This window comes from Croceivirga lutea (assembly GCF_014235875.1).
GTDB lineage: Bacteria > Bacteroidota > Bacteroidia > Flavobacteriales > Flavobacteriaceae > Croceivirga > Croceivirga lutea.
On the sequence record NZ_JACJUK010000003.1, the window covers coordinates 290937 to 309081 of the forward strand.

Here is an 18145-nt window from a genome sequence, read left to right on the forward strand (position 1 = left end):
TTAGGATTTAATCCAAATTTATGGATTTTATCCTTACTAATTTTGAAACTCTAATTCAACCAACTGTTTCTTATTACCACGTTTGGCATAAAAAAGCATTATATCTTTTTCTTTGGTAACAAAAGGTTTAGAAACCATAAGTGGTAAACGAGCTTCTTTAGCATCAATAATTTTCTCATAAGACAATTTACCGGCTTCATTTAAAGAAATCACAAATACATTACGGTTTTTACCAAAGCCTTGTCTAAAAACCATACGTTCATTATTAAATACCTGTGGGTTTTCGGCAGCGGTACAAATAAAGAAATAGGTTTTACCATCTTTAGCGTAAGAGCTATAAGAAGCATATGCCCCATCACCTTGAGTTACTTCTAATTTGTTGATATTTCTTACCCAGTCTAGTTCACCTTGTGCATCTATTTTAGCACTAACAATATCGTTATGATGGTAACGCTCAATTTTCATGCGTTGACCAGTGCCCGTATTTTGCATACTACTGGTCACAAAATACTCTTCAGCGTTAAAGATGATATCATTATCAGCGGTAACCTCAACCCCTTTAAAAATCAGATTCTTAATTACTTTTTCTTGGTCTCGTCCAAATTTATCATTCATAAATTCTTGAGTAAACGGATGGTATTTTTCTTTTGAAATAGCTAAAGTAGACGGATTTAATTGATAATAACTTAAACCGTTATACCTGTTATCTTTTCTATCTGCATAAAAGCCCACACAGACCAATTTGTTGTCTTTTAAAATAGGATATAACGCTTCTGGCAATTTACCAGGCTCTTGAAACGCTTGCGTTTGCGCATCAGATTCAGATACTTTTATTAATTCGTATTGGTATTTACGTTCTTCTGCCTTGAAACGTTTCTTTTTAAAATACGCTTTGCCCATTACATAGGCTTCACTCAAATCACTGCTAATGGCTAACTGCTCAAAGGCATAATTTTTTTCTTCGACTTCCGCAGAAAAATCATATTCCCATCTTTTAGTTAAGCTAGCATCAAAAAGATGTAAAGTATGCTTATTAAGTTTTCCTTTTCTATGATGGGTGCTTATTAAAAAGCCATTCTTTTGTTGATCAAAAAGTAGAATAGTTGAAAAGCCTTTTTTAAAATCTCGATTGTAGTAATTCTTACCAAAAGCACCTTTAACCACATCTGATTTTATAGCCAATAAACGTTTTGGTTTAAAATCATAGTTTAAGACTGAACTTTGGTGTACCCAATATTCATATTGTTCTTTTTCGAAATCGTAGTTAAAGAATAGCAGATTTAAAATACCGTTCTTAAAAAAACCGTCAACGAACTGCATACCGTTAAACTTGTAATTGTATTCTGAAATCAGATTTAAATCGGCATCATAACGTTCTATTAGATATCCTTTAGGTTTTAAAACCAGACCTTGATAGTACGAACGAACTAATAAGTAGCCACCATCACCGTCATCTGACATGGTCACCAGATTAGAGTACTTATGACGGTCGTTAAAAGTTTCTCCAAAATCATAGGATATAGGCATATCTTGAGCAAGGCAAGACCCAGCCACTAAAAGCAGAATACAAAGTAGGTTTTTCATTTGGGGTATGCTTTCCAATAGCTATGAACCTGGAAAATCAGCTTTACGTTTTTCTAAAAATGCAGTTGTACCTTCTTTAAAATCATTGGTTCCAAAGCACTTACCAAAAGCGTCAATTTCAACGGCATAGCCATTCAATTCACTTTTATAACCAGCATTTACGGCTTTTATTGCCTGAGATATAGCCACAGAAGAATTATTCGATATCTTACCAGCCAACTTCTTACAAAGTGGTAGTATCTCTTCTTGTTCTACCACATAATTTACCAAGCCATAATCTAAAGCTTGTTCTGCAGAAATCATAGCAGCCGTAGTAATCATTTCAAACGCTCGACCTTTACCTACCAATTGTGGTAATCGTTGTGTGCCACCATAACCCGGTATTAGACCTAGAGTTACTTCTGGTAAGCCCATTTTTGCATTATAACTAGCCACTCTAAAATGACAAGCCATAGCCAGTTCTAAACCGCCACCTAAGGCAAAGCCGTTAACCGCTGCAATTACGGGTTTTGATAAATTTTCAACAAAATCAAATAAAATTTCTTGTCCTTTAGCAGCCAATTCACCCCCTTTTGCTATACCAAAATCTGAGAATTCTGAAATATCAGCTCCTGCAACAAAGGCTTTTTCACCACTACCCGTAATTAAAATAACCTTAACTGTTTTGTCCTCTTCTAATTCTTTAAACGCCACGTGCAATTCATGTATGGTTTGCTTGTTGAGGGCATTTAGTTTTTTAGGTCTATCAATAGTAATGGTAGCAATGCTACCTTCTTCTTCAATATAGATGTTTTCGTAGTCCATAAAAGCGATATTCGTTTGTTGTAAATTTAAATAATGTAATAGAGAGAAATTCTTTTATTCCTTTGGAAATTTTACCGTAAAAACGGTTCCATGGCCTTCTTTAGAAGTAAATGCTATTTCCCCATTATAATTTTCGACTATGTTTTTAACCATTCCTAAACCAAGACCCATACCGCTTGATTTTGTCGTGAATTTTGGTTCAAAAATCTTTTCTTTTACCTCGTCTGCAATACCAATGCCATTGTCGGCAACACATATTTTAACCATATCATTTTCAGTAGCCACAGTAACCAAAATACGCGGGTTCGAAACTTCGGGTACAGCCTGAATTGCGTTTTTAACTAAATTAGTGACCACTCTAATAAGTTGTGTACGGTCTAATTTGGCAATTGCTTCTTCTGTATCTGCAATAAAATGAATGTAGGGTTCATTAAAAATATCTAGTGCCAATTTAGTTACATCTACCACGTTCAAAGTTTCTTTTTGCTGCGCTGGCATATCAGCAAAATTGGAAAAGGCAGATGCTATGTTTGTCATAATATCTATCTGTTGCACCAAAGATTTCGAAAACTCATTAACCTTTTGTTGAATATTTGGGTCGTCTGGGTCAAACTTACGTTCAAAACTTTGTACAGATAACCGCATTGGTGTGAGCGGATTTTTAATTTCATGAGCTACCTGTTTTGCCATTTCTCTCCAAGCTTGTTCGCGTTCACTACGAGCTAGTTTTGCGGCACTGGCTTCTAATTCATCAATCATAGAATTATAGGATGCTACTAGCTTACCAATTTCAATACTGGAATCTTCTACATGAATTTTTTCGTTACGCTGTGTTAAATTCATTTTTCGAAGCTTATCTGAGATAGTTTGTAACGAACGGGTAATGTATTTAGAAATAAAGTAGGCAATCACAATTGCTATTACTAACATTACCACATACACCCCTCCTAAACGTACCAAAAACTCACGAAGCTCCATATTGTTAAAAGAGTTGTCTTCATAGTAAGGCAAGTGAAGAATACCAATGGGTTTAAATTTTGGGTCGGTTATGTAATTATATGAAGTTTGGTAGTTATCACCCGCTGCCGATTTCTTTTCAACAAAACGTTTACTAATACTCTCACGTAAACTATTAATAATTATGGGGTCTAAGCAATGACTTATAGAATCCTGTTCAAAACTAGGCTTGGAACTTTTAATTAGCTCACCCTCTAAATCGTAGATGCTAAAATTTACATTCTGAACATCAGCAATTTTATAGATTTCATTACTGAAAATATATTTTAAATTTTTGGTGGTAGGTTCGTAGGTAGTTTCACGAATGGCATAGTTAATACTTTGTATAATTTGCTCTTCTTTACGTTCTAAACGATTTCTATGGTAATCTTGTGATTGTTCTCGGTATTGAAACACCGTTATAGCTGCAATAAGTACAGAAGCTATAACCACCAATAAAATCATGGCGACAAAAATTCGAGATCTAAGCGAAAGATTTTTGAGCAAGTCGATTGGTTTTCAATAAAGTTAGCAAGAATCGCACCAAAAGTCACATTTTAACAGAAATCGTGCGCTAATTTTTTAGCCATAAAACGGTATCATGCATCCGGATTTTTATCTCGTATACTTTTGTAAAGCTTTATACCCAACATTAGCAAAAGGCCTAAAACAAAGATTCCGACCACACCATAAATCCAGTTAAAAGCGCTTTTTAGTATTACCAAAAAAATTACGGCAAACAGAATTAGCGTTGTTACTTCATTAAAAATACGCATAAACCTAGAGGTATATTTTATGTTGTCTCGCTGTAATTCTTTGACTATCAAATGACATTTAATGTGGTATGCCCACAATACTACCACAAACACCAACTTTACTTGCATCCAAGGCTGATATACTAAACCAGAATTTAAGTGTAACAGTATCAATGCAAAGAGCGTACATAATATTGCTGAAGGCCAAGTAATAATATTCCACAATCGTTTGGTCATCAACTTTAATTGTGCAGTCAAAATTTCTTTTTCTGGCGATGGTTTTTCAGCTGCTTCAATATGGTAAATAAATAATCTAGGAATATAAAACAGTCCAGCAAACCAGGTTACTACAAATATCAAGTGAAGTGCTTTAATGTAAAAATATGCCTGCATATGCTCTCAGATTTACATCACAAACTTACTACAACCTTTTTAACTTTTTTGAAAACAAAGCAATTAACAATTTCTTAATGCATCCTATTGTATATATCTTCATCTTAGTAAAAACTAAGCTACCATTTATGGGACCATTAACTAAAAATATACCTCTAGTATATTGTTGTTTCGCTTTCTTTATAGGAAACCTCTACCATAGTCATAGTCAAGATTCTATTCCAGACTACCAGCATGAAATAGCATTAAACACTATCTATTTACTTGCAGATGCATCTGCGTATTTAGTTTATGAAAACAGATTTAGTGATAAATTTTCTGCAGGAGCTGGCTTATGGTATGGACGATACGGAGATGGCAGTTCTGATTTTACAGACGGTTTTGGTGATGGTACGCGCGACTATGAGATTACACCATTTGCCCGTTGGTATGTAAGAGGTACGCAACGAACAAGTTTTTTTATTCAAGGTTTTGCGAGTATTTATGGAGGCCGTTATGACGGTATTAGTAGAGAAACCACAGCTGCTGGTTTTGGAGTTTATCGAAGAGGTATAAACAATTATACCAATCTTGCTTTGGGTGCTGCTATTGGTCAAGAATTTTTATTGTTCAAAAAGCGTGTTTCACTCGAATTGGTTTTTGGATTGGGAGGCGATTTAATAGGGCGAAATTCGTATTACGATTACGATTGGGGCGTTTCAACTGCGCAATCTGGTATTAATATTGGGTATAGATTTTAAGATTTAGCTATGAGAAAAATATTTGGAATTTTGAGCGTTTGCTTTTTGTTTGCAATAAGTAGTTGCATTTCTGATGACGATTTTTTTAGTCCCTTGATTACCATTGAAGATGGTTTTGTTTTTGATAATCAAGAAAATTATCAACTTGGCGATACCATTTATTTTACGTTAGAATTTAGCCGTTACCTTCCCGAAGAGGGCCAGCCAAATCTTTTAGACATCTTTGAGAGTACAGGTGCAAATGAGTTTTTCTATGACATTGAGTTCAGTAAATTTTCAAGCTTCTCTAACAGCTATCAACGAGTATTTGCAGAAGAGAGAAATTACTATTCACCTGATGGTGAAACCAATTCAGCCAGTTATAATCCTGTTACAGAAACCTACACTTCTACCACCGCAATTGTTTTGGTGGAACCTGGGGAATATCAATTAAACTTCAATTTTACTTATTTTGGAAATTACAATTACACCCCAAACAACGTGTATTTGAATATTCAAAATATTGGTGTTAACACACCTCAAGAATATTTTTTCACAGTAACAGAATAAAAAAATGGAGGGTTGTTTAAAAAAACATACCCTCCATTTAGTCACTAACCCAATTTTTAAAGCTTTGGCTTGCTTATAAACTCAACGCACCAATACCAGCCTCCCACAATAACTTGTTATAAGCTGGTATGGTGTTATTTTTTAAATCTGTTGCCTTTGCCTTAAGTGTTTGCCACTCTTTTTCTAGCTCTGCTTTACGTTCCTTATTAGCGGTGTTCACTCTAGGCAAATCACTATTTGTCTGATTAATTAAGAATAAATACTCTGCTGTAAATTTATTTGGAAAGTTCTCTACATCATCATAGGCTTGCGACTTGCGCTGTACCATAGCCTCATCCCAAGATTTTAATTTTGCTAATAACTCGGTTCCCTTTTGTTTTAATTCTTTGTCTTTAACTTTGGGTAAAATACCATTTAGTTTATTTTGAATAAGGTACAAGTTATTTACTAGCTCATGCATGGTGGTAAGCTCTTTTTCCATCGCACTCATAAAAACATCAAACTCCTCATAATCCTCCGTTGAAACATTGTATGTAGTTATCTTTTTAATCACTGCCTTAGTAGTGACCGTTTTGCCATTAGCTTGTAGCGTGATGTTATAGGTGCCCGGAATTACTTTATGTCCCGTAAAACCGGCTTCGATATAGACTCCAGGTACGCCCGGCATGATAGGATGTTTCATATCCCACACAAAACGATTTAATCCTTCTTTTTTAGGCAATTGTGGTGCTCGTGGTGCACTCCCTCCGTTGTGTGGCACATAAGTGCTATCCTTTTTAGAGGTAAACGAACGAATCAATTCATTGTTTTCATCACGTATTTCTAAGGTGATGTTTGCTGAATCATCCAACTTAGGCAACTCGTAATACAACACCACTCCGTTTGCTGGATTAATACCTTCAAAAGGATGTATACCTGTAAACTTATCGGTATTGCCACTCATTGGGCTTCCCCACGACCCTAAGTAAGCGTCGTCTGGTTGATAGATTTTCACTTCATTACTATCCAATTTTTCATAAGTGGTGAGTACATCCAAATCGTCTAAAATCCAGAAAGACCTACCGGAAGTTGCTACGATTAAATCGCGCTCATGCACCTTTACATCCAAAATAGGCGTGGTTGGCAAGTTCAATTGAAAAGGCTCCCAATTGGCACCACCATTAAAGGAAATGTACATGCCCAGCTCAGTACCCGCATACAACAAATCTTTACGCTTGGTATCTTCTCGAACAACTCTGGTAAATGCCCCATACGGTATTCCAGTGTTGATTTTCTCCCAAGAGGCGCCGTAATTAGTGCTCTTGTAAATGGCAGGAGTATAATCGTTAAACTTATATTTTGTTGTGGCAATGTAAATGGTGGCTGGATTGTGCGGCGATACTTCAATCGCATTAACCAAAGCCTCTCCTATGCCTTTAGGCGTGATATTTTCCCAAGTTTCACCTCCATTTTTGGTTATATGAACCAAACCGTCATCACTACCTGTTAACAGTACGCCTTTTTCATGAGGTGACTCTATCATATACGCCAACGTACCATAATTTTCTGCACCAACGGCTTCGTTCGTATATGGGCCGCCACCATTACCCTGCTTTTCATCAATATTACGCGTTAAATCGGGTGAAATTTCTTCCCAATTCTTACCCATATCGCGTGTGCGTAGTACCAACTGTGCCCCATGGTAATACGTACCAGGTTCGTGTTTGGAACCAATGATAGGTGCATTCCAATTGTATAGATACTTCATATTTCGGGCTTCCCTGCCTAAATATTGAATAGGTGCCGCCATAATTTTCGTAGAAGCTTTGCTTTCCATATCTAACACTTCTATAGTGCCTAAGTAACTTCCGCCTAAAACATGTGTAGGGTTGTCTGGGTCAAACGCCAAAAAGGCACTTTCACCCCCTGCAGCGTAGGTCCAATCTTGTTCACTAATACTATATCTACCTAAAGACCTGCTTGCAATACGTACCGAAGTATTGTCTTGTTGACCGCCATAAATGTTATACGGAAACAAATTGTCAACACTAATGCGGTAAAACTGAGCCGTAGGCATATGGTCTTGTGGCGACCATGTTTTAGCAAAATCAAAACTCACCGCTGCTCCGCCATCATTAGCAATGACCATATTATTAGAGTTGTCGGGATTAATCCATAAATCGTGATAATCTCCATGTGTGCCAGATAATCTCTCCCAAGTCTTTCCACCATCGGTAGAACGTAAAGCTGGTGCGCTTAACACATAAACCGTATCGGTATCGTTGGGGTCTGCAAAGACTTCAATATAGTACCATGCGCGTTGCACCAACCGATTATCGCCACTCACCATTTGCCAAGAAGCACCCGCATCGTTAGAAACAAACAATCCGCCTTTATCTTGGTTGGAATCGCTCTCTATTAAGGCATAAACTCGGTTAGAATCGGCACCACTCACTGCAATAGCCATTTTCCCCTTTTCTTGTGGTAATCCTTTATGGATTTTAGTCCAGGTTTCACCAGCATCGGTAGACTTGTACAGGCCGCTACCTTCACCACCACTAACTACCATATTGGGTTTACGTTGATGTTGCCACATAGCAGCATACATTATTTCAGGATAGTTAGCATCTATAGATAGTTCTGAAGCGCCAGTTAGTTCATTTACAAACAAGGTATTTTTCCATGTTTTACCACCATCAACCGACTTATAAATTCCACGTTCAGGATTGCCTTGAAACAATGCCCCCTGTGCCGCTACATAAACGATATCTGGATTTGTAGGATGAATAATGATACGAGATATATGCTGGGTTTTGGTGAGACCAATATGCTTCCAAGTTTTACCTGCATCTGTAGACTTGTATACCCCATCGCCGTAGGAAGTCATTACCCCTCTAGGGGCATGTTCTCCCATACCACAATACACGATATTGGGATTAGAAGGAGCCACTGCCACCGCCCCAACAGAACCCGTTTTAAAATAACCGTCAGAAATATTATCCCACTTTTGACCGGCCGTGGAGGTTTTCCAAAGTCCACCTCCGGTAGTTCCCATGTAATAGGTTAGCGGGTCACCAATAACACCGGTTGCCGTTACGGAACGTCCTCCTCTAAACGGACCAATATTTCGGTATTTAAGTGGACTAAAATAGTCGTTAGCGGTTTGAGCAAGACCTAAATACCCAAAAACACCCAATACAAGAACAAAAAGATATTTTTTCATCATTACCAAATTACTCCTCAATTGACAAATAATTTAAACCTAGCTGATTAAATTCAGCATTAAAGGCTTTCATTTCTTTTTCAACTAGAGCATCAAACTTGGCCAATTCTGAACTGATTTTAGTAGTCATTTCATTCTTAACAGCAATATCTTGTGCTGTAGGTGGAAAATCATCAATACTTACCAAACTATTTAAATGCGCTAATTTGTTAGTAAGACGAATTGGAAAGTTCAATGGATCCTGATTACTTCTATTTTTAGTTTGATATAGCGCTTTTTCAACCTCACTAAATCCTTCTTTCATTTTCTTAGCCTTTTCAACCAACGTTTTGGTACGTTCATCATCTTTATTTTGTTTGATAAACGCATCTAATTTCTCATTGATACCTCTTATCTTTTTGATGGATTGATGCGCCTTATCTACCGTCTCATTAATGCTCGTTATAAAATCGTACTGCTTTTGCATATCAGCTACAGAAACCTCAGCTCTTGGGTCAGGTAAAATTTTAAACCGTTCGGTTTGTGTGTTTCCATTCACGTTTAATGCAACTTGATAATCACCGGGAACCGCTTTGGCTCCATTAAAATTAGCCCACCAAAAAATCATACCCTTTAGTTTTTCTGCTCCTTTACCTCTGGTATTCCAATTATGAATATTACCACCTTTTTCAACTTTAAGCATCTTATTTTTATCGGTTGCTTTTGTGCTAAAATTGGCCAAGGTGTCGCCGCTCATAGACAGATACGTTAGTTGTACGGTATCTTTTTCTTTGTCAAAATTATTTAGGTAAAAATGAGTTACCACACCCGCAGGGTGATTTTGACCTTCTGTTAAACTGGGTTTGTCTGCCGGTCTTGCTCTACCCTTAGTTCGATAGCTATCTTTTGGTGCAAATAATTTTACTGTACTTTCATTAGCAGCATTAGATAGCTGATGCAATACCGTTAAATCATCGATTATCCAAAGACTACGCCCCTGGGTTGCTACAATTAGATTGTTGTCTTTAATAGTTAAATCGGTAATTGGTACAATGGGTAAATTCAATTGAAAAGGTTTCCAAGAAGCGCCATCATTAAACGAAATATACATCCCGGTTTCCGTACCTGCGTACAACAACCCTTTTTGTTTAGGGTCTTCGCGAACCACTCTAGTAAAATGCTCACTCTCTATACCGCTCGTTATTTTTGTCCACGACTTACCGTAATCAGTGGTTTTATAAAGATAAGGTGTAAAATCACCCAATTTATATCGAGTACCCGCAACATAACAAGTACCTTCATCAAAAGCCGAAGGTTCTACACTGTTAATCATCATCCATTCTGGCATACCCGTTGGGGTAACATTTTCCCAAGTTTTACCCCCATCTTTGGTTAGATGTACTAATCCGTCATCACTACCTACCCAAAGTAAACCTTCTTTTAACGGACTTTCATTTGCTGCAAAGATGGTACAGTAATACTCTACCCCTGTATTGTCTTGCGTAATTGGTCCACCGCTACTCACTAGTTTATCAGGATCATTACGCGTTAAATCATCACTTAACAACTCCCAACTTTGCCCTTCGTTAGTACTAAGGTGCACATGATTACTAAAGGTGTACAATTTCTTAGGGTCATGTTTGCTAAAAATGATGGGGAAATTCCACTGAAAACGGTATTTCATACCTTCAGCACCATACCCCATTGGATTATCTGGCCAAACGTTGATTCCCCTAGTGGTATTTGTTTCGTGATTCACTCGTGTTAAAAATCCGCCATAACTACCACCGTACACAATATCATTATTGGTTGGATCTACTGCAATATGTGCACTTTCACCCCCAGCTGTTGGCTCCCAATCTTTTTCTGAGATACTGCCACCGTCTGAACGGTGTTTAATACGTACCGTAGAATTGTCTTGTTGGGCTACATAAATACGATATGGAAAAGCGTTATCTGTAGTTACTCTGTAGAATTGTGCCGTAGGCTGATTGTAATACGTACTCCAGGTTTCGCCACCATCATAACTTACTTGTGCACCGCCATCATCACCAATAATCATGCGTTTAGAGTTTTCTGGAGCTATCCATAAATCGTGATGGTCTCCATGAGGCGCATTAAATGTTTTAAAGCTTTTACCGCCATCAGTTGATTTATGGTAGCGCACGTTTAATACATATACCACATCTTCATCTTCTGTATCTGCATACACACGTGTATAATACCAAGCCCGCTGACGTAATTTACGTTCGCTATTCACTTTGGTCCACGTTTTACCTCCATTATCAGAACGGTATAATCCGCCTTCATTCTTATTTTCAACAATAGCAAACACCCGTTCAGAATTCACTGGAGAAACCGACACCCCAATAATACCTAATGTACCTTTAGCAAAACCTTCGTTAGTTGATATTTCTGTCCAAGTTTCTCCGCTATCGGTACTTTTCCAAAGTGCAGAGCCTTCTCCACCACTACTTAAACTGTAAGGTGTACGTTGTGCACGCCACGTAGACGCATATAAAATTCTAGGGTTATTTGGGTCAAATGTTAAATCTACGGCACCTGCCTGGTCATTAACAAAAAGCACCTGTTTCCAGCTTTGACCACCATCAGTACTTTTGTACACCCCACGTTCTTTGGTAGGCTTGTAAATATCACCTAAAACAGCAGCATAAACAGTGTTATAATCTTTAGGATGCACTCGTAAGCGCGGCACATGTCTACTTTTTTCAAGACCAGCTTTCATCCAAGTTTTGCCCCCGTCTTCAGTTTTCCAAATTCCATATCCGCTAGAGACATTACCTCTAAGGGTTTTTTCTCCTCCACCAACATAGATTACGTTAGGGTCACTTTGCGCCACTTCAACCGCACCAATACTACCTCCAAAATAACCGTCAGAAATATTTTTCCAGCTTCTACCACCGTCTAGAGTTTTCCAAACGCCACCGCCAGTGGCTCCAAAATAAAACAGGTTAGGTTCGCCAGGAACTCCGGTTACCGCCGCAGACCTACCGCCACGGAACGGACCTACTAAACGGTATTCCAAACTAGAATACAGTTCTTCTTTAGGACCGGTATCTTGATTTTGTTTTCGGCGTTGTGAATGCCCCGATAATGTAAATAGGAAAGTAGCCAGTACTAACACACTGGCTTTGGCTGTGAATGTTTTCATGTTGATTGTTCTCTGAATTAGCTAGCATTAAATGTAGTGAAAATGCGCAAGATATTTTAAGACAATATTTTGTACTTTAAGAGATTCAATCCAACAACTATCTAATGAATAAAATTTATGTATTTGCTATGCTAGCCTGTATGCTGTTAGCTTGCAAGAACAAATCGACAACGTTAACTACTGAAACTACTGCTGAAGTAGAAAAAACAGAAACCTCTGAATGGATATATTTATTTGACGGCACTTCAACAGAAGGTTGGAGAGGCTATGGTATGGATAGCCTTCCACCAGGATGGACCATAGTGGATAGCACCCTTACTTTTGATACTGAATTGGGCATGGAGCAAGACTATGAAGGCGGAAAAGACATTTTGTATGGTGCTGAAGAATTTGATAATTTTGAATTGTATCTCGAATGGAAACTTCCAAAAGGCGGAAATAGTGGAATTTTTTACCATGTTAAAGAAGGATACGAAGGTCCACCAGTGGTCTCACCAGAATACCAATTAATTGATGATGAAAACTACGCTGACATTCATGATCTGGTAGGCTACAATTCTCAATTTGGCGCTGAACATCCAGAACTGCTTCAAGATTGGCAAAAAACTGGGGCCGACTACGCCATGCATACTGCTGATGACTCTCAAAAAGTGTTACATCCGGTTGGGGAATGGAATTCTTCTAAAATTGTGTTTACTCCAGAAAAAGTGGAACACTGGTTAAATGGTAAAAAACTACTAGAATTTGTGCCGTGGTCAGACGATTGGCATGCTAAAAAGAATTCGGGTAAATGGGATAATGCTCCAGATTACGGAAAATTCAAGACCGGTTACATTGCATTACAAGACCATGCGAGTCCCATCTGGTTCAAAAACATCAAAATAAAAAAATTAAACTAACTGAAAAAACTAAACTAACTGAATAATGAATAAAAGAGATTTTCTAAAAAAAAGCGGTATAGGTGCCCTTGGCTTAATGGCAGCACCATCTGTCTTACATGCTAAATCCACCACTTCTCCAGATGGCAAACTACGCACAGCCCATATAGGCGTTGGTAATATGGGTGCTGAAGATTTGCGTGATATTTCTTCACACGCTCAAGTTGAAGTAGTAGCCTTGTGTGATGTTGATGCTATTAATTTATCTGCCGCCCGAAAATTGCACCCAAAAGCCCGTGTATTTTTTGACTACCGGGTACTATTTGAAGAAATGGCTGATGAAATTGATGCCGTTATCGTTTCTACACCAGACCATACACATGCCCCAGCATCTCTATTAGCTATGGAGAACAATAAACATGTGTATTGCCAAAAACCACTAACCCACTACGTTTCAGAATCTAGAGCTATGAATACTATGGCTAAAGAAAAAGGCCTTATAACGCAAATGGGTATTCAGGTACATTCGTTTTACGATTATATGTTGGCTACACTGTTGATACAAGATGGTATTATTGGCAAAGTACACACCGTACACGCATGGAGTCCAAAAAATTGGGGATATGATGGGGCTCCGCCCGAAGGTGAAGACGAAGTGCCACCACAAGTAGATTGGAACCTATGGTTAGGCACCTCAGCCAAAAGACCCTATAAAGAAGGGTATTACCACCCAGGCAATTGGCGAAAGCTTGTAGATTATGGTTGTGGTACCTTGGGCGATATGGGGGTGCATATTTTTGACACTCCTTACAATGCGCTTAATCTAGATGTGCCGATGACCATTAAAAACGAATGCAGAGCACCAAATGGATATGGTTTCCCTGTTAACAATACCGTGACTTATGAATTCCCGGGCACGAAATACACTGGAAAAACACTAAAATGGATTTGGTATGATGGTCCCGGAATGCCAAAAACACATGAAGATTTAATTCTACCAGGAGCAAAAACCACCAAAAAGGTGGATCATAAAGCTCAAAGCATGGAGGAGCTAACATCGCTGGAAGCTAAAGCAATGGAAGAGGGACAATTGCCAGAACAAGGGGCCATGTTTATTGGCACAAAAGGGCGATTATTACTACCACATTTTATGCAGCTACCACGAAAAATTAAAAACGGAAAGTATGTAGATATATCAAAAGACATTGAACGACTTACTGAAAAATACAATTTAAGTGAACCCTCTCGAAACTATGCTGCGGATGCACCCAAGCATTACCATCAGTTTGTAGATGCCTGCTTAGGAAAAGATAAATGTTCTGCACCTTTTTCATATGCGGCGCGACTAACAGAAACTATTCTATTAGGTGTTATTGCTGGCCGTTTTCCAAACCAGACCTTACATTGGGATGCTGAAAACGCCAAGTTTGCTGAAGAAGAAGCCAATCAGTATTTGGCTGGTGACTATCGTGATTTTTAGGTTTTACATTAGTAATTACAATAGTTTAGTAAAGTCACTTCGAGTGAATTTTTGAAGTGCATACGAAACGCAGTGAAGCGTGAGAAATCTAGTTTGTTTTTGGTTTTTTGTCGATAAAGGTTGGCGACCGTAGGCGTGGTTGTGTATCCGATACTTTTTTCATCGCCAAAAAAGTATCCAAAAAGTCTAGGCTGATTTTATGATTCTTGAAATCTATCAAAGTTGTTGGTCCTCATCGCCCAGCCCGTTTCCGATGTTATCGGAATACTCTTTGGACGATTTCCTGCTGCTATACCCAACTACTTCTTGATTTACTACAAATCTGAAAATAGGCCGGGCTCCCTTTAATTGACCACTGTCATTCAAATGAACATGATAGTCTTTAAAGAATTCTATTTCGCAAGTGGATTCCTGCCTTCGCAGGAATGACAATAACTAACGAAAAGGTTAATGTGTGATTTTCTTTACAGAAGAATACATTGAGAAAGCTCGGAGTGGTACCTGTTTCGTGCAACGAAACGGCCGAGTTTCGAGATGGGTTTTACGAAGTAAAAATTCCTGCTGGAAAGTGTGCTTTCTTTTGCTTCGTTTTCTTTGCACAATCAAAGAAAATGAAGAGAACCAAGAGATTTATCAATCGGCTCTCGCCTTATATCGAAATGACAAATCGTGATGCGTAGCATCAGTGCCATTCCCATGAAAATGAGAATCTAATACTATCAAAAAGAACTCCTTCCCCTGGTTAGGGGAAGGTGGACTGACGACAGTCAGGACGGAAGGGGTTGTGCTTGGAACTTAAATGTTACTTCGAGTGAATTTTTGAAGTGTAGGAGAAAATTAGTATCGAGAAGCTTTTTCAACTTAAATAGTTCTCGATTCAGCGCCGCTAACAAGACGCCACTCGAACTGACATAAAACTTCTTTTGTACCTTACCCCTATGTGTTACAACACCAAACAATCGCGTAAGAAGCTAGAGCTTAAAAAGTGGCTAAACGTAGAGCCCGCACTAAAAGATTCACAAACTGAATTGGAACTCATCTACTTTAATGCAAGCGGATGGAATCACCCCATAATGTGGATGGTACCTCAAGAGCATGCTAACAGTTTAGTACCTGCCATGTGGGGAATTATGCCCAGTAAACAAAAGCAAACAGATTACAAGGCCTATTTTAAAAACCCAAAAACCTTTGGCGGTCTCAACGCGCAATCTGAAAAGCTTTTCGACCATTTTTTATACCGCTATTCTTGGGAACACCGGCGCTGTATTATTCCGGTTGATGGTTTTTACGAACCCCATAACACCAAGGTGAAAGTAAAGGGGCGCGACTTTAAAGTGCCGTTTTATTTTCATAAATCAGACAGTGACCCTTTATATTTAGCCGGTATTTACACCCAAACCGCTGATGACCGATGGACGTTTACCATACTCACCAAGCCGGCCACGCCTATGTTTGCTAAGATTCATAACGATAAAAAAAGACGTCCGGTCATTATTCCGCAAGAAAACATAGATTCTTGGTTGCATAATGGTAATACTAGAGCAGATGTTCAAGAATTAGTAGAAGACGATTTGTGGGAAGGTGAACTCAGCGCCCATCCTGTAAGTAAAGATTTGTATAGTCGTACCGTTAATAGTAATTACCCAGGCATAAGTGATAAAGTAGCCTACACAGAAGTTTCTATTGATTTTAACTCATTTTAATGGTAAAACATAGTGCCCAAAAAATCAATAAAATGGTTAGTTAATCTACACGTTTGAGTTTTAAATCTTCAAAATCAAAACTAAAATCTGTTATAGGTGCAATAAATTTTAACGTAGCAGATTGCGCTTTTTCTTTTTCATCGAACACAAAATTCACAAAAACATCAGCATCAAAACTTCTATTATCCCATTTTGCCACAAAACTTGTCGCAGAAAACGGTAGTAATTGACCCGTGATTTGTGGATTTCTTTCGCTTTCGATTCGCAACGAATTTCCATTTTGTGAAATAACTACATTCCCAAACCACGCATCTTTATAAGTACCCACAATTTGATGGGCTTTAGGAAAAGTTCCGCTGTTTTTCACCTTATCTACCGTATCATAAACGGCTAGTTTTATACTGTCGTTCAAGTTAAGAAAGTTAGTATGCTTTGTACCAAATTGCCCTAACCAGTTTCTATCATCATAACCCAAATAACTATCTTTTATGGTGTTTGTAATGGTAGTAAATGCTGCACCTACCATTTGATTGGTTAGTACGACAATAGCTAAATCTAAATCTGGAATCATGGTAAACTGCGTTACCGTACCTAATAAACCTCCTGTATGGTAAACTTGCTTAAATCCGCCTTTTACATCGGTAACAAACCAACCTAAAGCATACCCTCTAAAGTTAGAATCGTAAATATCATTAATTCCTACTTTAAGTGGTGTTTGCAGCTGCCATAACTCATGAAATTGCTCTTTACTTAATAGTTGCGTACCCTCTTTGGTGACAGCATCGTTCATTAAAAACTCAGCCCAGGTCAACATGTCTTTTACGGTACTAACAATACCACCTGCTGCATTTGCTGTTTCGCTCCAGTCGTGGGGTATTTGTATTACCTTACCCTCAGTTCTTATATGCGCATCTATGCTATTTGATTTATCGGCAACCCGGTTGTAAGATGCCTTGCTAGCCAACATTCCAACCGGCTTCATAATTCGGTTTTCAATAAAATCTTCCCAAGTTTTTCCGCTAACACGGCGTAACACCTCTCCTGCTATAATGAACATATTGTTATTGTATCGAAACTCTGTTCTAAATCTGCTCTCTGGCGTTATGTGCTTTTGATTGTTTATGATGTCTTGAATTGAAAAATCACTTCCTTCCGGAAAAAACATTAAATCTCCAGAGCCTAGCCCTAAACCACTACGATGGGTAACTAAATCTCTTATCGTAAAAGCTTCTGTAACATAGGGGTCGTGTAATTGAAATTCAGGAATATACTTTCGCACCTTATCATCCCAAGCCAACTTACCTTCATCAATAAGCATGGCCAATGCAAAACAAGTGAACCCTTTACTATTAGAGGCCACACCCACTTTAGTATCTGCGTTCATCGGCTTTTGCGTGTTTAACGAACTCACCCCAAAACCTTTTGCATATACTACTGCATTATCTTTTAGAATGCCTACGGCTATGCCAGGCACCTCAAAAGTAGCTCTTGTACGTTCTATTAGTTGGTCTAGTTCAGTTTCTTCAATTTGAGCGGTTAGTGAACTACTGATTAGAAATAGAAAAATCAACAAGCCTATTTTTTTACACATGAATAGTAGTTTTTATGAAATCTAAAGGTATGAAAGGAATTAAATACGGAAAAGCAAGGTGGCTGAGGTTCTCGAAGCCACATATACAAACGTCATTTCGAACCGAAACGCAGTGAAGCGTGAGAAATATAGTTTGTTTTTGGTTTTTGTCGATAAAGGTTGGCGACCGTAGGCGTGCTTTTGTCTCCGATACTTTTTTCATTGCCAAAAAAGTATCCAAAAAGTCTAGGCTGATTTTCCGATTCTTGAAATCTAACCAAGTATTTGGTCCGCATCGTCCAGACCGTTTCCGATGTTATCGGAATACTCTTTGGACGAT

General features: G+C 38.2%; 12 protein-coding genes. 5 read left to right on the top strand and 7 right to left on the bottom strand.

Features of this window, described 5'->3' with window-relative positions:
* Positions 1-36 precede the first annotated feature (36 nt).
* The 4 genes from H5V42_RS07550 to H5V42_RS07565 all read right to left on the bottom strand — a co-directional run bounded on the left by H5V42_RS07550 (position 37) and on the right by H5V42_RS07565 (position 4532).
* Entirely contained in the window at positions 37-1584 is a 1548-nt protein-coding gene (locus H5V42_RS07550; RefSeq protein ID WP_185782532.1) for a hypothetical protein, read from the bottom strand.
* Positions 1585-1605: 21 nt separating this feature from the next.
* On the bottom strand, positions 1606-2388 hold the full coding sequence (locus H5V42_RS07555) for an enoyl-CoA hydratase/isomerase family protein (RefSeq protein WP_185782533.1): 783 nt from the start codon (positions 2386-2388) through the stop codon (positions 1606-1608).
* Between the two features lie 54 nt (positions 2389-2442).
* Positions 2443-3849 (bottom strand): sensor histidine kinase, encoded by a 1407-nt coding sequence (locus tag H5V42_RS07560; RefSeq protein ID WP_185782709.1) that lies wholly within the window; start codon positions 3847-3849, stop codon positions 2443-2445.
* Positions 3850-3983: 134 nt separating this feature from the next.
* Positions 3984-4532, bottom strand: coding sequence for a CopD family protein (locus tag H5V42_RS07565; RefSeq protein WP_185782534.1), 549 nt, complete (start codon positions 4530-4532; stop codon positions 3984-3986).
* A gap of 128 nt (positions 4533-4660) precedes the next feature.
* Between H5V42_RS07565 and H5V42_RS07570 the strand changes: the two genes are divergently transcribed.
* Together H5V42_RS07570 and H5V42_RS07575 are read left to right on the top strand one after the other, a co-directional pair.
* Positions 4661-5272: a hypothetical protein gene (locus H5V42_RS07570; RefSeq protein ID WP_185782535.1), complete on the top strand. Its 612-nt coding sequence runs from the start codon at positions 4661-4663 to the stop codon at positions 5270-5272.
* 9 nt (positions 5273-5281) lie between these two features.
* Positions 5282-5821 carry a hypothetical protein gene (locus tag H5V42_RS07575; RefSeq protein ID WP_185782536.1) on the top strand — a complete coding sequence of 180 codons (540 nt, stop codon included), beginning with the start codon at positions 5282-5284 and terminating at the stop codon, positions 5819-5821.
* 73 nt (positions 5822-5894) lie between these two features.
* On the opposite strand, the gene H5V42_RS07580 is transcribed toward H5V42_RS07575, so the two are convergent.
* Complete coding sequence (locus H5V42_RS07580; protein WP_185782537.1) at positions 5895-9023, bottom strand: WD40/YVTN/BNR-like repeat-containing protein; 3129 nt, start codon at positions 9021-9023, stop codon at positions 5895-5897.
* A 10-nt stretch (positions 9024-9033) separates the two neighbouring features.
* The gene (locus tag H5V42_RS07585; protein ID WP_185782538.1) at positions 9034-12174 is read right to left on the bottom strand and encodes a WD40/YVTN/BNR-like repeat-containing protein; all 3141 of its coding nucleotides are present in this window, start codon (positions 12172-12174) and stop codon (positions 9034-9036) included.
* 104 nt (positions 12175-12278) lie between these two features.
* Here H5V42_RS07585 and H5V42_RS07590 point away from each other — a divergent pair, with 104 nt between their 5' ends.
* From H5V42_RS07590 to H5V42_RS07600, 3 genes are all read left to right on the top strand, one after another.
* On the top strand, positions 12279-13073 hold the full coding sequence (locus H5V42_RS07590) for a 3-keto-disaccharide hydrolase (RefSeq protein WP_185782539.1): 795 nt from the start codon (positions 12279-12281) through the stop codon (positions 13071-13073).
* A 25-nt stretch (positions 13074-13098) separates the two neighbouring features.
* Positions 13099-14532, top strand: a complete 1434-nt coding sequence (locus H5V42_RS07595; RefSeq protein ID WP_185782540.1) for a Gfo/Idh/MocA family protein — start codon at positions 13099-13101, stop codon at positions 14530-14532.
* 938 nt (positions 14533-15470) lie between these two features.
* Complete coding sequence (locus H5V42_RS07600) at positions 15471-16235, top strand: SOS response-associated peptidase (RefSeq protein ID WP_185782541.1); 765 nt, start codon at positions 15471-15473, stop codon at positions 16233-16235.
* A gap of 40 nt (positions 16236-16275) precedes the next feature.
* On the opposite strand, the gene H5V42_RS07605 is transcribed toward H5V42_RS07600, so the two are convergent.
* Positions 16276-17826, bottom strand: coding sequence for a serine hydrolase (locus H5V42_RS07605; protein WP_185782542.1), 1551 nt, complete (start codon positions 17824-17826; stop codon positions 16276-16278).
* Positions 17827-18145: the final 319 nt, after the last annotated feature.

What these genes read in the sequence shown, in the direction of transcription:
- H5V42_RS07550 (WP_185782532.1), bottom strand. Translation starts at nt 1,584, where the DNA reads ATGAAAAACCTACTTTGTATTCTGCTTTTAGTGGCTGGGTCTTGCCTT.
- H5V42_RS07555 (WP_185782533.1), bottom strand. Translation starts at nt 2,388, where the DNA reads ATGGACTACGAAAACATCTATATTGAAGAAGAAGGTAGCATTGCTACC.
- H5V42_RS07560 (WP_185782709.1), bottom strand. Translation starts at nt 3,849, where the DNA reads ATGATTTTATTGGTGGTTATAGCTTCTGTACTTATTGCAGCTATAACG.
- H5V42_RS07565 (WP_185782534.1), bottom strand. Translation starts at nt 4,532, where the DNA reads ATGCAGGCATATTTTTACATTAAAGCACTTCACTTGATATTTGTAGTA.
- H5V42_RS07570 (WP_185782535.1), top strand. Translation starts at nt 4,661, where the DNA reads ATGGGACCATTAACTAAAAATATACCTCTAGTATATTGTTGTTTCGCT.
- H5V42_RS07575 (WP_185782536.1), top strand. Translation starts at nt 5,282, where the DNA reads ATGAGAAAAATATTTGGAATTTTGAGCGTTTGCTTTTTGTTTGCAATA.
- H5V42_RS07580 (WP_185782537.1), bottom strand. Translation starts at nt 9,023, where the DNA reads ATGAAAAAATATCTTTTTGTTCTTGTATTGGGTGTTTTTGGGTATTTA.
- H5V42_RS07585 (WP_185782538.1), bottom strand. Translation starts at nt 12,174, where the DNA reads ATGAAAACATTCACAGCCAAAGCCAGTGTGTTAGTACTGGCTACTTTC.
- H5V42_RS07590 (WP_185782539.1), top strand. Translation starts at nt 12,279, where the DNA reads ATGAATAAAATTTATGTATTTGCTATGCTAGCCTGTATGCTGTTAGCT.
- H5V42_RS07595 (WP_185782540.1), top strand. Translation starts at nt 13,099, where the DNA reads ATGAATAAAAGAGATTTTCTAAAAAAAAGCGGTATAGGTGCCCTTGGC.
- H5V42_RS07600 (WP_185782541.1), top strand. Translation starts at nt 15,471, where the DNA reads ATGTGTTACAACACCAAACAATCGCGTAAGAAGCTAGAGCTTAAAAAG.
- H5V42_RS07605 (WP_185782542.1), bottom strand. Translation starts at nt 17,826, where the DNA reads ATGTGTAAAAAAATAGGCTTGTTGATTTTTCTATTTCTAATCAGTAGT.